The organism is Nostoc sp., assembly GCF_036917815.1.
Classification (GTDB): Bacteria; Cyanobacteriota; Cyanobacteriia; order Cyanobacteriales; family Nostocaceae; genus Nostoc.
This window is the reverse complement of record NZ_JBALEK010000088.1, coordinates 25,979-43,461: the sequence shown is the minus strand read 5'-3', so window position 1 is coordinate 43,461 and position 17,483 is coordinate 25,979. Positions and strand designations below refer to the sequence as shown.

At 41.8% G+C, this 17,483-nt stretch carries 17 protein-coding genes; 10 read left to right on the top strand and 7 right to left on the bottom strand.

The window, feature by feature from the left end:
- The first annotated feature begins 100 nt into the window (after positions 1–100).
- Positions 101–385, top strand: coding sequence for a hypothetical protein (locus V7K97_RS26650; RefSeq protein WP_334803990.1), 285 nt, complete (start codon positions 101–103; stop codon positions 383–385).
- 110 nt (positions 386–495) lie between these two features.
- On the opposite strand, the gene V7K97_RS26645 is transcribed toward V7K97_RS26650, so the two are convergent.
- Positions 496–2,787 (bottom strand): amylo-alpha-1,6-glucosidase, encoded by a 2,292-nt coding sequence (locus tag V7K97_RS26645; RefSeq protein WP_334803989.1) that lies wholly within the window; start codon positions 2,785–2,787, stop codon positions 496–498.
- Between the two features lie 1,736 nt (positions 2,788–4,523).
- Between V7K97_RS26645 and V7K97_RS26640 the strand changes: the two genes are divergently transcribed.
- A complete protein-coding gene (locus tag V7K97_RS26640) occupies positions 4,524–6,533 on the top strand; it encodes a DICT sensory domain-containing protein (RefSeq protein ID WP_334803988.1) in 2,010 nt (669 codons plus the stop codon).
- A 153-nt stretch (positions 6,534–6,686) separates the two neighbouring features.
- Positions 6,687–7,106: a photosystem I reaction center subunit II PsaD gene (locus V7K97_RS26635; protein WP_334803987.1), complete on the top strand. Its 420-nt coding sequence runs from the start codon at positions 6,687–6,689 to the stop codon at positions 7,104–7,106.
- A 52-nt stretch (positions 7,107–7,158) separates the two neighbouring features.
- Here V7K97_RS26635 and V7K97_RS26630 read toward each other — a convergent pair whose 3' ends face one another.
- Positions 7,159–7,341 carry a hypothetical protein gene (locus V7K97_RS26630; RefSeq protein WP_334803986.1) on the bottom strand — a complete coding sequence of 61 codons (183 nt, stop codon included), beginning with the start codon at positions 7,339–7,341 and terminating at the stop codon, positions 7,159–7,161.
- 59 nt (positions 7,342–7,400) lie between these two features.
- On the opposite strand from V7K97_RS26630, the gene trpE reads away from it, so the two are divergent.
- Entirely contained in the window at positions 7,401–8,915 is a 1,515-nt protein-coding gene (gene trpE / locus V7K97_RS26625; protein WP_334803985.1) for an anthranilate synthase component I, read from the top strand.
- Positions 8,916–9,492: 577 nt separating this feature from the next.
- Here the strand turns inward: trpE and V7K97_RS26620 are convergent.
- On the bottom strand, positions 9,493–9,732 hold the full coding sequence (locus V7K97_RS26620) for a hypothetical protein (RefSeq protein ID WP_334803984.1): 240 nt from the start codon (positions 9,730–9,732) through the stop codon (positions 9,493–9,495).
- A 636-nt stretch (positions 9,733–10,368) separates the two neighbouring features.
- Positions 10,369–10,596 (bottom strand): hypothetical protein, encoded by a 228-nt coding sequence (locus V7K97_RS26615; RefSeq protein WP_334803983.1) that lies wholly within the window; start codon positions 10,594–10,596, stop codon positions 10,369–10,371.
- Between V7K97_RS26615 and V7K97_RS26610 the strand changes: the two genes are divergently transcribed.
- The 4 genes from V7K97_RS26610 (at position 10,583) to V7K97_RS26595 (ending at position 12,634) form a co-directional block, all read left to right on the top strand.
- Entirely contained in the window at positions 10,583–11,545 is a 963-nt protein-coding gene (locus V7K97_RS26610) for an orange carotenoid protein N-terminal domain-containing protein (RefSeq protein ID WP_334803982.1), read from the top strand. The two genes, V7K97_RS26615 and V7K97_RS26610, sit on opposite strands and share 14 nt — an antisense overlap.
- 259 nt (positions 11,546–11,804) lie before the next feature.
- A complete protein-coding gene (locus V7K97_RS26605) occupies positions 11,805–12,050 on the top strand; it encodes a UPF0175 family protein (protein ID WP_334803981.1) in 246 nt (81 codons plus the stop codon).
- Positions 12,047–12,412 carry a DUF3368 domain-containing protein gene (locus V7K97_RS26600; protein WP_334803980.1) on the top strand — a complete coding sequence of 122 codons (366 nt, stop codon included), beginning with the start codon at positions 12,047–12,049 and terminating at the stop codon, positions 12,410–12,412. Before V7K97_RS26605 ends, V7K97_RS26600 begins: the two co-directional genes overlap by 4 nt.
- Before the next feature lie 87 nt (positions 12,413–12,499).
- Positions 12,500–12,634: a DUF3368 domain-containing protein gene (locus V7K97_RS26595; protein ID WP_334803979.1), complete on the top strand. Its 135-nt coding sequence runs from the start codon at positions 12,500–12,502 to the stop codon at positions 12,632–12,634.
- 89 nt (positions 12,635–12,723) lie between these two features.
- Here V7K97_RS26595 and V7K97_RS26590 read toward each other — a convergent pair whose 3' ends face one another.
- Together V7K97_RS26590 and V7K97_RS26585 are read right to left on the bottom strand one after the other, a co-directional pair.
- On the bottom strand, positions 12,724–13,215 hold the full coding sequence (locus V7K97_RS26590; protein ID WP_334803978.1) for a hypothetical protein: 492 nt from the start codon (positions 13,213–13,215) through the stop codon (positions 12,724–12,726).
- The gene (locus V7K97_RS26585) at positions 13,212–14,336 is read right to left on the bottom strand and encodes an AAA family ATPase (protein ID WP_334803977.1); all 1,125 of its coding nucleotides are present in this window, start codon (positions 14,334–14,336) and stop codon (positions 13,212–13,214) included. Before V7K97_RS26585 ends, V7K97_RS26590 begins: the two co-directional genes overlap by 4 nt.
- A gap of 240 nt (positions 14,337–14,576) precedes the next feature.
- Between V7K97_RS26585 and V7K97_RS26580 the strand changes: the two genes are divergently transcribed.
- Positions 14,577–15,164 carry a Uma2 family endonuclease gene (locus V7K97_RS26580; protein ID WP_334803976.1) on the top strand — a complete coding sequence of 196 codons (588 nt, stop codon included), beginning with the start codon at positions 14,577–14,579 and terminating at the stop codon, positions 15,162–15,164.
- Between the two features lie 81 nt (positions 15,165–15,245).
- Positions 15,246–15,803 carry a Uma2 family endonuclease gene (locus V7K97_RS26575; protein ID WP_334803975.1) on the top strand — a complete coding sequence of 186 codons (558 nt, stop codon included), beginning with the start codon at positions 15,246–15,248 and terminating at the stop codon, positions 15,801–15,803.
- Positions 15,804–15,805: 2 nt separating this feature from the next.
- Here the strand turns inward: V7K97_RS26575 and V7K97_RS26570 are convergent, their stop codons facing one another.
- A complete protein-coding gene (locus V7K97_RS26570; protein WP_334803974.1) occupies positions 15,806–17,341 on the bottom strand; it encodes a hypothetical protein in 1,536 nt (511 codons plus the stop codon).
- Between the last annotated feature and the right edge of the window lie 142 nt (positions 17,342–17,483).

Here is a 17,483-nt window from a genome sequence, read left to right as displayed (position 1 = left end):
GTAACGCTGTAGGAGTTGGAATCTCTACGCTAGCTGGCGCAAGCCTGTTAGAGCAAATTCTGACGTAGATTACAGAATCCCCGTGCGTTCACGCCGGGGAGTGTCAAATTCATGGTCTTTGGTAGAAGCAACTTTGAGACTTATAGCCCAAAAGGAGGAGCTAAGTTTACAAAGATTTGATCCACTCTATTTGGTGAAGCAATTAGCAATTGAAGGTGTAATTTCAAAATCTCAGTATCAATTACTAATGAATTCACTCCTATTACGTAATTCTATTGCTCATGGCTTCAAAACTACACAAATTACGCAAAATTCTGTATATCAATTGATCGAGCTTACAGAGCAGCTTTTAAGAACTCTACACACTGCCGATGAAGCAGACTAATAGTGCGTTGGTTGGAGTAGATAGTAGGACTAAGCGTGGGTACTGAATTTCAGATCATATTACCAACCCTAAAATAGGGAGTAGTAAATTACCCACTCCCTACTCCCTTTCTAAGCTTCGATAACTACCCGTAAATTGCCCCGTTTTTTCGCAACGCGACAAGCAGTAGTAGTACCAGAACGCTCGAATTCTAAATCGAGGATGGTGGGGCCGACTTGCAAATTATGAAATGACAGGCGATTAATCGATTCTGGCAAAGCGGGGTCGATTATTCGCAAGCAGTTATTTTGAGCATCAGGCACCAAGTTGACCATCATTTGCAGTAGTTGGAAAATACTACCCGTAGCCCAAGCTTGGGGAGTGCAGGCAACTGGATACTGCACAGGAGTATTATCACCGTTCCGTTCGTAGCCGCAGAAGAGTTCTGGAGGACGTTGATAGGGTTGTTGTTCAGTCATATCGAACAAACCTTGGAATATTTCTAGGGCTTGATCGATAAGGCCGAGCGATCGCAATCCCATTGCAATCAGAGCGTTATCATGAGGCCAAACCGAACCAGTGTGATAGCCCATTGGATTGTAAGCGGGTGACAAACTACTCAGAGTCCGAATGCCCCAACCATTAAACATATCTGGTGCCCGCAACCGTTCGGCGACACTATATGCTCTTTCGTGGGTGAAAAGACCTAAATGTAGACAATGACCGGGATTTGAGGTAATACTATCTACTGGCTTACCATCTCCATCCAAAGCCAAAGCGCAGAAATCCTGGCTTTCCACCCAAAAATCTCGATTAAAACGAACCTTAAGACTTCTGGCTTCTTCTTGCCAACGATCTGCCAAATCAAGCCGCTTTTTCATCCTAGCTATTTCTGCTAGGCGCGTTTTTGCCGCATAGACGTAAGCTTGCACCTCAGAGAGGGAAATTGGCCCATTGGCTAATTCTCCCTTGTGGTCTACAATACAGTCGCCAGAATCTTTCCAACCTTGGTTAACAAGACCGCGTTTGGATGTACGGAAGTAACTGAGGTAGCTAGTTTGTTTGCTATTGCGATCGATCCACTCCATTGCTGCTAGAGCATTCGGCCAAAGTTGCTCTAGGAGTTCTTGATCGTGAGTCCAAGCGTAATGTTCGGCATAGAGCATCAGCCACAGGGGAGTGGCATCAACTGTACCGTAATAGGGTGTATGGGGAATTTCTTGACAACGAGCCATTTCTCCCAAACGTAACTCGTGCAAAATCTTACCCGGTTGCTCCTCCCGCCATTCGTCGTCGATTTTACCTTGGTATGTCGCCAGTAATATCAGAGTTTCTTTGGCGATTTGCGAGTTTAACATCAGGGTTTGAGAAGCTGTAACCAGCGAATCTCGCCCAAATAATGTGGAAAACCACGGCACTCCGGCGGAAACAGTCTTATATTTCCCAAAAGACTGGCGCAACAAATACATATCTTGTTCAGCCCGCTCAATCACTCGATTGAAGGTATTCTTATCTGAGCTAATGCGGGTAATTTGTTGTACCCAGTTTTGCTCCTCCATCAACTCCGCAGCTTTCGCCTGTCCTAAGGTAGTGGCGGCGCTGACGGTTGAACTGGATTGGTTGTTTTTCAACATATTCACGCGGTAGCCCAGCTTTTGAGTTTCGTGAGAAGCTAACTCTAGCTGCCAAACCGCAGTGTAACCCTTAAAGTAGTCTGGTTGCCGATGCTGGAATAAAATCCGGGATTCCATCACCGAGCCATCCAAACCTTGATAGGCGAGTGTTAAGGATTCCTCTCTAGAAGCGGATGACTCTTTGGGTACTGGTGAAACGCCATCCGTGAGAGAAAATGTTCCTTCCTCAGCCGTCGGTTCTACTAGGCGTAAAAGCCGACCTCGTTTTTCTCTGTCATAGCCCCGGACTTCAAATAAATCAACAAAATCCGCATCAAAGCTGATGGTTAGTTCAAAATTGACAGTGGTTGTGCTGTAGTTAGATACTTCTATTTCTTCAAATAGTGCCCCATTCAGCACGATTTCTCGGCGAATTCCGATAGTCTCGGCTTTCAGGCGATCGTCGATTTTAGGGGTGGTACATAAAACTGAGAGTGAAAACCCTTTCTCAGCAGTACTACTGAGGAGTACAGGCGATCGCCCTTCAATTTGCAACTCCAAGCGATTGAGAAATCTTGTATCACAACAAAACAGTCCCATGCTGGGATTGCCATCGTTGAGGGAACAGCCAGAAATATTCCCGATAGTATCTGTCACAAAAAATAAGTCATCATCCTTAACCGTCAGTGTCGGTTGTGATCTTTCACTCACAACACAAGGCCACTCAGGGATAGGTAATTCTTCAGCAGGAATAAAAGTTTTTCCATCCAGGAAAATTTTTTCCGGGGTCATTAGTGTATCCGGTGTCATTAGCCAAAGTTCCGTGTATGGGTCTATATTTTTGTGGTCTTTTTCTTATCCAAGAGGCAGAGGGGGAAGAATAAATATCCTCTTGCTTTGGGACAGAGCAACTAAATTTATTTAACGCAATGTGCTACTTATTCTTGCAACCTCTCCCCGAAACGGGGAGAGGCTTTGATTTTTGCTCCCCAACCCTTGTCTACGGTGTACACACATCTTGGTAATGAAGCCCAAACCCTGGATTTACCCCGCTTAATCCCCCCGATGTCTTGGGGGGAAATATCCTGTTCTCCCCCTTACCAAGGGGGAGTTAGAGTGGGTCAGAAGGACTTGTGTGTACACCGTAGCTTCCCTGGTAGGGAAGGGGTTGGGGGTTAGGTTTGAGATCAAGTCGCACACGGTCTTTGATTTAGGTCAAAAAAAGAAAGATTTGTGTCGAGACACGCGGTGCAAAGAAAGAACAGCGTATCCTAGAGAGACACAAGGTGCTAAATCTGGTCAATTATCTTTCCCCTGCTTTTAAGTATGGGGTTTCTCCTCTGCCCCCATCCTCTCTGCTTCTTGTTGATCCTCACAACTTCCGAAAAAAAGACGCTCTCTAAAACTCGTTTGAGCCATTGGAGCCAAAATAATCCTTACACACTGCTGACAAAATAGCAGCGATCAAATCCATATAAGCAAATCTTGATAAATTTATATTTGATAAGTGTAAAGTCAAGACTGAAAACTCAGGATTTTGAGATAATTCATTAGTCACTTAACTTTCAGAAACACAATATATATTGTATACTCAACAAAAATGCCAAATTACGAATTTTTGTTGGCTATAGAAACCATTTGCTCCTTACTATACTAGTATACAATTTTGTCTTAAATATCTTTGGTATTGGATTAGACTAATTTATGATAATTAATTTATTTATTAAATTTAAATTATGTGAATGTAGTATTAATGATTTTTGGGTAAAAAATTTCTTTAATTAGCATAAACCAACTTCGCCAAAAAAGGCGATGTCTACAACGGGCTACGCCAACCTGTGAACTACACAATCAATCATCAGTGCTTATTGATGAATAAGCAAATCTAAATTATACAAGAATTATTTTTTATACGGAGTAAGTAAAGATTTCATCTATGCAAGTATATAGCAAAGTTGGTCAAGAATGTATATTGGGCGTAGTAGGTTGTCAATCAAGTTGTACACATTCCTGCTAGTTGGTAACCTGACTTTTCACGTTATGTGGAAAAGTCCACCAAAAACCTAACCCCCTAACCCCCTTCCCTAGGCAGGGCTGTTTCATTCGTTCAGATCAGAATTTTGTCAAGAGTATCAACCAGAAAATTTAGTGAGTTGGTAATCGAAAAATTACTGTTTCAATCGGTAAATTTAAGTGCGATCGCCTGGTTTTTGACCCAATTAGAGTGTTTAAAAACCTGATTTTTTTGACTGATACGCTTGTAAATTAAGGTCTTTTAGGGAATGAATCAGCCCTGCTTCCCTAGGAGGGAAGGGGGAAAATTCAAAGTCTCTCTCCTTAAAGGAAGAGAGAACATAGAAGTGAGGTTTTCCAGATGCTGCTGAATTGTCAGGTTGGTAACGAAGTGTTGCGCCTAGGTTTGCGAAAAGCGCTTTTTAGCGTTCTTTACATATCGCAACTGTCTATTTAACTTGAGAGTCCGTTGGAATTTGTACAATGCAGCTGTGACGTGGATCTTGTCGAGGTTGAGCGTTTAACAATAATTCATGAGCATTTCGACTTCTGTGCTGAGTGATCTGCTAAAGTCCCTACCCTACTTGCGGCCCCAGCTATATTTTAAGGCTTCACTAACGGCGCTCTCCCACGCGATGGAAGATCAAGTTTTGGCTGGGACTTTAGCCCAACCCCTTGTAATTGCTAGTTTTCAGCGAGAGCGATTCTACCGCCAAGAAGCTCATCGCTACCAGCGACTTGCCTTGCGAAGTAATCAAATATACGTATTATCTGCTCCCGAAACGGATTTTACCAACAGTTCGGAATATTACGAAAAAGTGGCTTTTGAGCCAACGGATGGCTTAAGTCATGAGTGGCATTTGATAGTGATTGCTGACAATTACGCTACTTGTCTGGTTTGCCGGGAAAACCTTGGCTCTATTGCTAAAAACCAGCAGATACCGGAACTAAGCCCGAATCTGGATATCGACACAGCGCGAAGATTTGAGGGAATTTGGACATCGGAAAGGGGAGTTAGCCTCAAAGCAGCCGAATTGCTGTTAGACAGGATTTTGGTTTACAGACCAGAACTGGCTAGTAAAATTCAACAGGCACGTCAGAGGTTTGGCATCGGGGAGCGGCGAAACCATTCTGGAGCCGAACAAGTAAACGAATACGCTTGTGACATCGATACAGATCCCTTTGTGCAGCGCTTAGTCACTTATTTGCAAGCTAGTCAGTACAAATTGCATAAAGCCTACCGTTCCATTGCCGCCCAAGCACGAAAAGAACGATTAGTCAACTCCATTAGTACTGCCATTCGGCGATCGCTCGATCCTCACGAAGTTCTCCAGGTGGCGGCACAAGAATTAGGACAACACCTAGAAGCTTGTCGCTGTTTAATTTATCGCGCTCAAGCCACAGATAGCCAAGCCATAATTGAACACGAGTTTTTGATTCCTGGTATTTTATCTGTTCGTGGGCAAACCTGGGAGTTAGAGAAAAATTCCCTATTTCGGGACATAGTGGAACTTGGTGAAGGTGTTTGTGTGAGTGATACCCTGAGTGACCCTCGCGTGACCAATTCGCCAGGACTTTCCACCATCGCTAAAAAGTTTGCCATTCGTTCTTGGCTGATGGAACCAGTATTCTATCAGGGGCGATTATTGGGCATTGTGGAGTTACACTATTGCCGAATGCCACCGCACGAGTGCCAACCGGGGGAATTGGATTTGGTAGAAGCGATCGCTACCCAAGTGGGAGCAGCTCTCATCCAAGCGGAAGCTTACGCTAACCTAGAAGAACTTAATCAGCAGCTAGAAGCCCTAGACCGCACCCGCAGTAACCTTATAGCCATCACCGGACACGAACTGCGTACCCCCCTATCCACCATTCAAGTCTGCCTAGAAAGTCTCGCTAGTGAGCCGGATATGCCGTTGGAGTTGCAGCAAATCATGCTCAACACTGCTCTTTCCGACTCAGAGCGAATGCGAAAACTGGTACAAGATTTCCTCACACTTTCCAACTTAGAAAGCGGTCGGGTGCAATGGCATCCAGAATCACTCAGCTTACAAGAGTGTATAGATTTATCACTCAGCCGAAATCGCCCGCGTTCCTCAACGGAAAAGCCGCCCCAAGTCAAGACTCAAATTGCCGAAAATCTACCTTTGGTAAGAGCTGATGGTGATTGGCTAGTAGAGGTACTGGCAAAACTCATGGACAATGCTTGTAAATTTACACCACCCCAAGGAGAAATCACCATTAAAGCGATTTACAACAGCCGTCAAATGGTCGAGGTAACTGTAGCTGACACTGGACGCGGCATTGAACCGAATCGTTTAGAAGTAGTTTTTGACCGCTTTTATCAAGAAGAGGGAGCATTACGCCGCACCACTGGCGGAACTGGACTTGGTTTAGCAATTTGCCGTCAAATTGTTAATGGCTGGGGTGGGGAAATTTGGGCAGAGTCAACAGGCAAAGACCAGGGTAGTCAGTTTCACTTCACCATCCCGATTGTTCAGAATAGCCAAGAGGAAAAGCGGACAAAAGTTAAGAGTAGATAGGTATTGGGCAAGTGGGCATGGGGGATTAATTTTTAACAAATGACAAAGGACTAATGACTAATGACTAAAAACTGTTACAGTCTATAACGCGATCGCAATATGATCCTGGTTGCAGTGTTAGGATTCCCTAAAAACGTTGAGAGAATAGACTTTATGGCAAAAACACTCTCTGGACAAACCCCGCTATTTGCTGGCAGCACTGGTGGCTTGCTAAATAAAGCAGAAGTGGAAGAAAAGTACGCTATCACTTGGACTAGCCCAAAAGAGCAAGTATTTGAATTGCCTACAGGTGGTGCTGCTACTGCGCTCAAAGGCGAAAACCTGCTGTATTTAGCCCGCAAAGAACAAGGCATCGCTTTAGGTGGTCAACTGCGGAAACTCAAAATCACAGACTACAAAATTTACCGGATTTTGCCCAACGGAGAAACCACTTTAATTCACCCAGCTGATGGTGTCTTCCCCGAAAAAGTGAATGAAGGTCGTGAAAAAGTGCGTTATGTCCCACGCAGCATTGGGCAAAACCCCAATCCATCACAACTCAAGTTCAGTGGTAAAGCAACCCACGACGCATAGGGACTAGGGACTGGGGGTTGGGGGCTGGGGACTGGGGACTAGGGACTGGGGACTAGAGAATATAAACTAAATTCTTCCCAATGCCCCATACTCTGTACCTCATATCCAATCCCCAATCCCCCAATACAGTTCGGTTAAGGCGAGAGACGCGATAAAAAATCGCCGTCTCTACAAAGGACTGATTATTGTCAAGACGGCGATTTATCGCGTCTTTGTGATACGAAGGGTTTGTCATGAAAAAACCTTATCCGAACCGTATTGCCCAATCCCCAATCCCCAATCCCCTAGCTATTTATGGTATTCCCCGATTTCTCCGAATTTTCTCAGCTAGCTCTACAAGGCAACTTTGTCCCGGTGTATCAAGAATGGGTAGCGGACTTAGATACGCCCGTATCCGCTTGGTATAAAGTTTGTGCAGGTCAGCCCTATAGCTTTTTGTTGGAATCCATAGAAGGCGGGGAAAAGTTAGGACGCTATAGTTTAGTAGGTTGCGATCCGGTGTGGGTTTTGGAAGCAAGGGGCGATCGCACCACTCAAAAAAACCGCGATGGTTCGCAGGTGGTTTTTGCAGGCGACCCGTTTACAGCTTTAGCCGAATGTTTAGCACCTTATCACCCAGTGAAGTTACCACAGCTACCGCCAGGAATTGGCGGTTTGTTTGGGTTTTGGGGCTATGAATTGATTAACTGGATTGAGCCACGTGTGCCAATTTATCCACCAGATGAGCGAAATATCCCTGATGGATTGTGGATGCAGGTAGACCACCTATTGATTTTTGACCAGGTGAAGCGGAAAATTTGGGCGATCGCTTATGCTGATTTACGCGATCCCAATGTAGATTTACAGGGAGCATATCAACAAGCTGGCGATCGCGTCACCCAAATGCTCGAAAAGCTATCTCTACCCCTATCGCCACAAAAAACCAAACTGGAATGGAAGCCACCAGGGAGCAAGGTATCTGGAGAAGCAGAGGAATACACCAGTAATTTTACCCGCCCTGATTTTTGTGCCAGTGTTGAAAAGGCCAAAGAGCATATTAAAGCAGGCGACATTTTCCAAGTAGTAATTTCCCAGCGACTATCAACAACATACACAGGCGACCCCTTTGCCCTTTACCGCTCCCTACGTCAGATAAATCCTTCGCCTTACATGGCTTACTTTAACTTCCAAGATTGGCAAATTATCGGTTCCAGTCCTGAAGTGATGGTGAAAGCCGAAATCGATTCACGGGGTGAAGTAATCGCAACGGTACGACCAATTGCCGGCACACGTCCACGGGGTAAAACCGCCCAGGAAGATGCAGCCTTCGCTAAGGATTTACTCGAAGATCCCAAGGAAGTTGCCGAACACGTCATGCTTGTGGATTTGGGGCGGAATGATTTAGGGCGTGTTTGTCAAAATGGTAGCGTCAAAGTTGATGAATTAATGGTGGTTGAGCGCTACTCCCATGTGATGCACATTGTGAGCAATGTTGTGGGTAAATTAGCAGTTGGTAAAACAGCATGGGATTTACTGAAAGCTTCCTTCCCAGCAGGTACCGTAAGCGGCGCACCCAAAATTAGGGCGATGGAAATTATTCACGAGTTAGAGTCTAGTCGCCGGGGCGTTTATTCCGGTGTGTATGGATATTACGATTTTGAAGGACAATTAAATACTGCGATCGCAATTCGCACAATGGTAGTACGCGATCATACAGTTAGCGTACAAGCCGGTGCAGGTTTGGTGGCTGATTCTGAGCCAGAGAAAGAATACGAAGAGACGCTGAATAAAGCTAGAGGTCTATTAGAGGCGATTCGTTGTTTGCGTTGAACTGGAGATTGGTGATTAGTACATTCATACTAAGCTAATTCGATTTGTAAGAATTGCCACAAGCAGAACCCCGACTTCTTTAAGAAGTCGGGGTAATAGGGTTGGGATAAGGTTTTTTGATGACACGCCCTTCTTATCGCGTCTCTTGCCTTAACCGAACCGTATTGCCTCATCCCTTTTCCCACCTGTATCATTACTCTCGCATATAATTAATTGCACACTGGTTTTTGTTGCTTAATTGTAAAACCGGGCTTGATATAAGTACAGTAACAGTTCGATTTGCTGTATGAGAATCCAGACCAGACTTTAAAAGTTGAGATACCAATATCTTTCTATTTTGAATTACATAGATTTTGCTTTGAACTGCAAGATATTTGGAAACAATTTGTGCAACTTCTAAGCCCACATATCCACAGTATCGTGATAAATTGGGAAGTTTTATAAATCCAATTAACATCGAATTTTTTCCAAAGCTAAACAGAGTTTTTTATATCTATTGAAAAATGAAAAGAAGTCCTGGTATCAAAATCCAAGACCTCCGTTAAATTTACCACACACTAGATATGAACAAACTTACTTATCCCAATTGGCTGAAGTAAATCGCCCAAATAGTTCCAGTTACTCCAATGGCAATTAAAAGGTTAGTGAAAAATCTGCCGAATTCAATTTCTTGTCCCAGTAACTTGTCATCTTGGCCAGCAGTGAAAAACAATGACCAAGCTTGATTTGCATTGATAGTCTCAAAGTTGTTGAAATCAGGTCTAAAAACAACAGATCCAATTAAATCTTTTTTTGGATAATCAAAATCGGTTCTCATAAGTTTGCCTCTAAATTATTTTATTTGTCAAGTGAAGAAAATTCCTAAAGGCTGGTTAGCCATCTAATCAAACCGTGTCCGGCGATCTCAGGCGATCTCATCTGTAAATTAATATTACCTATTGTAAATATTTTTTGCAACTGCTTGACACAACAAAAAAGTAGTGGAACCCGTACTAAGCAAGTGGGGTATTTCGGATGCGAGAAGTAGGTGATGTCTACAACCGACTCTTTGATGACGAAATAGGTTCAGCTAAGGATTGTTGATAGAAATTTGATATATGTAGAGACGTGCGATAGACCTCTTGCAAAAAAAAGTCCGTAAACCCCACCCCCTCCCCGCTCTTCGGGAGGGGAGACAAAGCGTAGCTTTGGCGGGGTGGGGTTCTTTGATTTATGCAAGAGGTCTGATGTTTACAACGAGCTACACCTACTCTCTTGGAAGTGAATGCACACAAAAGCACCAATTGCATTTATCTAACTTCAGTAAAACTTATCATTTGCATAAATAAAAATTATTAATCTATAACTGAGAAAGTATTGCTTATTTGTAACGGAATTGTTATGTTTCTTTACGTATGGATACAGAAGCAATGTCAATACGTTAAACCACTGTTGAACAAGGCTTTCTAAATAACTATGCAGTTGAGCCTGCAATGTGCGTTGCCGAGTATTCAAACTCAACGGCAATAAAATCGCTATGCCTTTGGTAAAGCGATTTATACAAGGGGCTACCCCTACGCAAATACTGCTGAGTGCCTTTCTTAACAGCTAAACGCTTTTCTTCCGTCTTCGCACATTTGATTTTTGACATTCGATAGAACTGTAATTTTCTTTGGGGAATTTCTGCTATGTCTTTTACCATCCAGTCCGCTCAAGGTATTTTTCCCGGCACCCTAGTTGCTGACGTTGTTCCAACCATTGTCGAATCATTCTCTCAACTCAATGCTGAAGATCAACTAGCATTACTCTGGTTTGCCTATACCGAGATGGGTAGAAGTATTACCGTTGCTGCTCCTGGGGCAGCTAACATGATCCTCGCACAAGGCTTACTCGAACAAATTAAGCAAATGCCTTTTGAGGCTCAAACACAAGTCATGTACGATTTGGCTAACCGTGCTGACACTCCCCTCTGCCGTTCCTATGCATCCTTCACCGTGAACATCAAGTTGGGCTTTTGGTATCAGTTAGGAGAATGGATGGCCCAGGGAATCGTTGCTCCTATCCCCGAAGGTTACAAACTTTCTCCTAAAGCTGCCGAAGTGTTACAAGCCATCCGCAATGCTGATTCCGGTCAACAAATCACAATCCTACGCAATACCGTAATTAGCATGGGATTTGACCCCAATGCTCCCGGTAGTTACAAAAAGGTCTTACAACCTGTGGCTCCTCCCACTGCACTAGCATTTCGGACTAAAGTCACCATCGAGGGCATCAACAATCCTACGGTGCTGGGTTATATCAACAACATGAATGCCAATGACTTTGATGCTGCGGTTACTCTGTTTACCTCCGAAGGTGCTTTGCAGCCTCCCTTTGAAAGACCGATTATTGGTCAAGAAGCAATCCGCGCTTATATGCGTGAAGAATGCCAGGGATTGAAGATGATCCCAGAGCGCGGTATATCTGAGCCAGTGGAAGATGGCTATACCCAAGTTAAAGTCACAGGTAAAGTTCAAAGCCCTTGGTTCGGTGCCAGTGTGGGGATGAATATTGCATGGCGGTTTTTGCTAGATCCCCAAGGCAAAATCTTCTTTGTAGCGATTGACTTGCTGGCTTCTCCGAAAGAACTGCTCAACTTAGTACGTAAATAGAGGGCTAGATTAGTTGGTGCTTATAGCTATTTTCAGGTAAATAGACCACGCTGTAGGGGCACAGCATGCTGTGCCCCTACGACATCTGTGGTTCAAATACATGAAAACTGCTTAAGCGTGGATGAGTGAGGCATCTTGCCACGCTTAAGCAAAAGAAACTGATAACGGCTTCTTTGGCGATCGCAGTTGAATAATATTCTGTTGAAAGCTTCGGTTTAGCTTATCCTAAATTTAGAGGCGTTAATCAGCTAATAAGACTATGAGTATTGTCATCTCAGATAAAGTCTTACAGACAATTCAGATGTCTGACACAGAATTACTTCAGGAAATCGCAATTATGCTCTTTGAACAAGAGCGTTTTACACTGGGACAGGCGAGTAATTTTGCTCTGATGAATCAACTTGAGTTTCAGAGGTTACTCGCTAGTCGCAAAATTCCTTTGCACTACGATATAGCTGAACTGAGGGAGGATGTAAAAAGTTTGTCAGCTAACGATTGGCGATGATTGTTGTCAGCAATACATCACCTATCAGCAACCTAGCTGCTATTGGACAGTTAGCTCTGTTGCAGCAACTCTATGGTAAGGTGATTATTCCATCGGCAGTTTATCAGGAAATTCTTGACTCTGGTGCAACAGATCCAGGTACACTGGCAATTAAAAATCTAAATTGGATTCAAACTATACCAGTTACAAATCTTGTTCTACTTCAGACTTTACAAATTAACTTAGATCCGGGTGAAGCTGAAGCGATCGCCCTTGCTGTCGAGTTAAATGCTGATCGACTGATTATCGATGAACGAAGAGGCAGAAATGAGGCAATTCAAGCTGGTTTGCGAATCACTGGACTACTGGGCATTTTGCTATAGCGGTTCTCGTTTACGTGAAGTACACGCGTAGGGGCACGGCACTGCCGTGCCCCTACACCTTGTGGTGTAATGTTGTACCGCATCTGAATGGAAACCGCTATAGCAGCTAAACAACAAGGGTTTGTGCCGCAGGTGCAGCAGATATTAGATGATTTGATTGCTAACGGCTTCTGGATTCGTGAACAATTGTATGCAGAAGTCTTATTGTTGGCGGGAGAATAGCGATCGCACAGATGATATTTTGGATTCATGGCGATCGCTCTTGTTAAAAACCCTGTTTTTGCCTTGTGTCTTGTAAATATTTAAGATATCTACTTGAAATTAAACAGAAATGGTTTTACAGATGAAATCATCCGATCTAATTCAGTTTTATTGTGTTTGAGAAGAGCGTGCCCCCACAATTCATTCGTATTATCAGAGCAATCTTTTGCAAGAGCTTCTCCGATTTCCTCAAATTTCTTGTTAATATCTCTCCTTAAACTCTCTGGTTCAGATAAAACTCCAAGAACAAATACTCTATTTTTTAAATTATCTGGAATCTGATGCTTTACATAAATTAATCTATCTTTATCCTCATCAAAATCAATCAGTAAAGCAATCATTCTGTGTGGATATTGTCGCATTGTAGAAGCATAATCATTCGTGAATGTCTCCACAACATTTTGCCAACCACGAGCCTCTGGTAGGACTTGAATAGCCCGGCTATTGAGATTTAGATCAAGAATAAATCCGTTTGCAATCTGACGATTAGCATCGTCTTCAGGCAACACAATAATATGCGGTTTATGCTTATTTATGCTCATAGTTCGATATCGCCACGAATCAAGGCATCTGCAAGATCACCTTGAACAGACATCTCACTGAGCAATCTGATCAAAGTTGGCTCCAAGTGGCTTTTTCGATCAAGTACAAAGGTATTTTCATTTGAAAACTTTCGGATTGCTTCAGGATTATGAGATGTGACCAAAATTTGGCCAACATTCCTAAATGAGCGTCGCAGTGATGTTAGAAAATGTCCAACCTCTGATATGGCGAGATAGTTGTCAGGCTCATCCCAGAAGCAAAAAAGAGGGCCGTATGATTCGTTAGCAGCTAAGACAACAGAGCAAAGAAAAAAGCATTTTTCGCCGTCAGATAAGGCTTCAAAGTCAACACTCAGATTCGCATTCTTTTCTTGAAACCGAACAATCATACTTTTGGAGTCTTTGCCGATTAGTTCATTCAGAAAATCCTTAATATCAGGCATAACTTCACGGAGATATTGGACAACCCCTGTGTAAGCAGCAGGATAGCGACTGAGTAACCCAGAAAACCACTCCCCGAAGTTTGAACCATCCCGTTTTGGCTCCAAAGTGTCGCCGTTGGAGTCTCCTGTCATCAAGCTTGGGATCGGGGCTAAAATAATCATGTGAGCAAGCCAAGTCTTGAAAATGCGAAGTGGATCAGTCTCTGATTGCTCCTGAATTACTGGAAGGGCGACAAGATGCCAATCAACTAAAAACTGAGCTTCACGATTTTGTGAACTGTTGTGAAGAGTAACTTTAGCTTCTTTTCGAGAATAGATTGGATCTCCTGAAACTAGCAGTTGCTCTTCAGAAACTCGAAGTTCTTTAAATTTTTCTGGCAACTCCAAGGCCAGGACATATTTGTATAATTTATCGTCAAGTAATACTTCTATTTCAACGCGGATCGGAACATCAGACCTTCCACGAGCAAAATCTTTCGGGCTAATAAGTTTAAGGTGTTCAAGTTCGCGCATTCTATTAATGCCTCTGCCAATGGACTGAAGTACCTCTAATGCAGAAGCAATAGTTGATTTACCTACACCGTTTTTTCCAATCAAGAGAGCAGATGATATCCCTTTTATGGGCAGTTCAAAGTTTTCTAGGCATCTGAAGTTATGTATATATAGTCTTTGCAGCATAAGAAAAAGATTCTGAGGATTGGAAAGTGAAAGAACTTTTTGATCTGCCTAAGTAGTGAATAAGCATTGCCACGAACATCCTGATAATTCGGGTGCTTTGCTGATCGACAGAGGGATTAGGTACATATTAGATTACATTTACTTTCATAACAAACGCTATCCTCGATAAATGGGAGTTGATCAACTTAACGGTGCGATCTGCATCATCTAAAATAGAAAGTAAGATGGTCAAAATATCCTATGAACGCCACGACAACCACTTTCCCTTGTACACTCAAATTGAAAATTGACTTGACTGATGAGCAATTTTTCCAGATGTGTCAGAAAAATAGTAATTATAGATTTGAGCGCACAGCATCAGGGGAAATATTAATTATGCCACCGACAGGTAGTGATACTGGCAGACGTAATGTTAAAATTACCACTCAATTGGATATTTGGAACTCTGAGAGGAATTTAGGCGAAGTTTTTGACTCTTCAACCGGTTTCACCCTACCCAATGGTGCAGAACGTTCTCCTGATGCTTCTTGGGTGAAAATTGAGCGTTGGAATGCTTTAACCCCAGAACAACAAGAAAAATTTGCTCCGATTTGTCCTGATTTTGTAGTAGAGTTACGTTCTCCTAGTGATTCTCTAAAAGAATTGCAAGAGAAAATGCAAGAGTATATTGAAAATGGCGCTCAATTAGGCTGGTTAATCGACCGCAAAAACAAGCGAGTAGAAATTTATCGTCCAGGCGAAGATGTAGAAATATTAAACAATCCTACTAGTTTATCAGGGGAAAATGTCTTACCTGGATTTGTATTAAATTTACAGCAGATTATGTAGCTTTCTTGATTAAGAAGCACTTAGAACGAAATAAAATTCAGCACACTACTAAACTAGAAAGTAAGATGCTCAAAATAGCCTATGAACGCCACTACAAACACTTTACCTTCTACACTCAAATTGAAAATTGACTTGACTGATGAGCAATTTTTCCAGATGTGTCAGAAAAACCGCGATTATCGATTTGAGCGTACAGCATCAGGGGAATTATTAATTATGCCACCTACAGGTAGTGATACTGGCAACCATAACTTTGATATGGTTGTTGAATTAGGAATCTGGAATAAACAGACTAAATTAGGCAAAGGTTTTGACTCTTCAACCGGTTTCACTCTACCTAATGGTGCAGAACGTTCTCCTGATGCTTCTTGGGTGAAAATTGAGCGATGGAATGCTTTAACCCCAGAACAACAAGAAAAATTTGCCCCCATTTGTCCTGATTCTTTGAAAGAATTGCAAGAGAAAATGCAAGAGTATATCGAAAATGGCGCTCAATTAGGCTGGTTAATTGACCGAAAAAACAAGCGCGTGGAAATTTATCATCCAGGTAAAGATGTAGAGATATTAGACAACCCTGCTACGTTATCAGGAGAAAATGTACTACCTGGATTTGTGTTGGATTTACAGCAGATTATGTAGCTTTATCGATTAGGATACACATAGCGCATTTCAAAGCGACTCTGTTCCCAAAGTGGTAGCAAAGCCTGTTTAGCAGCATTTAATTGAGCTTGCGAGAAAGAGATTTTCCCATTTTCTATAATCCAAATAAATATCCGAGTTATTAAATCTGCATTTAAACTCTTCTCGGATTCACAATTATTTATTCTTACGACTTGTTCATCTAAGCAATCCATTGCATATTTAAAAGTCAAGTTTTTCCAGTCTGTGGAGTTGCTATAATTTTCTTCTTGCGTATTTGTCCATTCAACCTTACGCAAATTTCCGATAATATAGTCTATACCTGTTATGGAAGAATCTGTATTACGCACTAAATTTGTATAAGCTTGGTAATATGGTTGCAATAGCGAAGCAGCAATGTTTTCCACATATATATGTAGCCAAGATTGGATGTCGTGAAGATAAGGTGCTAAATATCGGAGATGATCAATTTCTTTAATTAGCACACGGTAACTTTTGTGATTTGTTATTTTCGCTAGTAGTTCAGCTTCAGATAGTTGAGACTTTTTTGAGTAATAACTAATAACTTGGGGAATATATTTTTCTAATAGCCAGTGCTTGGTATATCTAGCTGTCCAGGTTCCCCGTTCCCCAATCTTTTGCTGCCAGAAGGTTAATTTATCTGGATCAAAAGATTGAAAATTAACATTATTTATCTCATAGATTATCTTAATTTGATTATTAGGGAATAAAGATAAGTCACTATCGAATTGGGGAAAGATAAATGTATGATCGTGAATTCCTCGACTAACTCGAATTGATATATCTTCTCTATGGAATATATGCCATTGTGATTTACCTTTAGTATAATCAAATTCATTAGCAAATTGTTGCATTAAGTTCCATAATTCTTGTTTTACAGAAAAAAGGATAAAACCGCGAATCGGTGAAAGTTTTACGAATTCAAAATCCCATGTTTCTAGAACATTCTCAAATTCAATTATTAAGTTTTGATATTCTTGAAAAACTTCATCAACACACAAACACAAGTCTGTTACTTCTAATTTCGATAAAATAACTGTTGTTTGACCTAAATTGACTGTAAAAGTGTTTCTATCTGACTGTTTCAAAAACCGACGACATCCCCAATCTGCCTCGGTGTGCAATCCGATCATTAATTGACCTAAAATATCTTGATGATTTAAATTAATTTTTAGACCTCTAAAAAGAATGCTGCTGAATTCTATTTGACAATTACCTTCTCCAAAAGCTTTGGGTAAATTACAGGCGATCGCTACTTTTGGTTTCACAACAACTAAGCGGTAGCCTTCTCGCGTAGTGGAAGGTTGAAAATCACATTTATCTAAAAAATCTTCTAAATATGGATAGCGTCTGATAAAATTTTCTATTAAGTTGTATTTAGTTGATATTGAAATACTTCTAGTATTGTTATTGTTTTTTTTAACTAGATTAAAATCATCATCTTCATTTTGTAAAATATGATTGTCAAAACCTTGTATCGATATGATAAATTGTTTAATTGACTCTGGAATAGTCATCAGATAGTCTACCTGCTTGTATAAATTTGCTATGCCTTATTTTGTTCGTGTAATTAGCAATTTATCAAGTCAGTTTGGATTATATCGTGATTGTAGATACTAGAATGAAACCATTCTTCTTAAATACCGCCAAGACTATGTA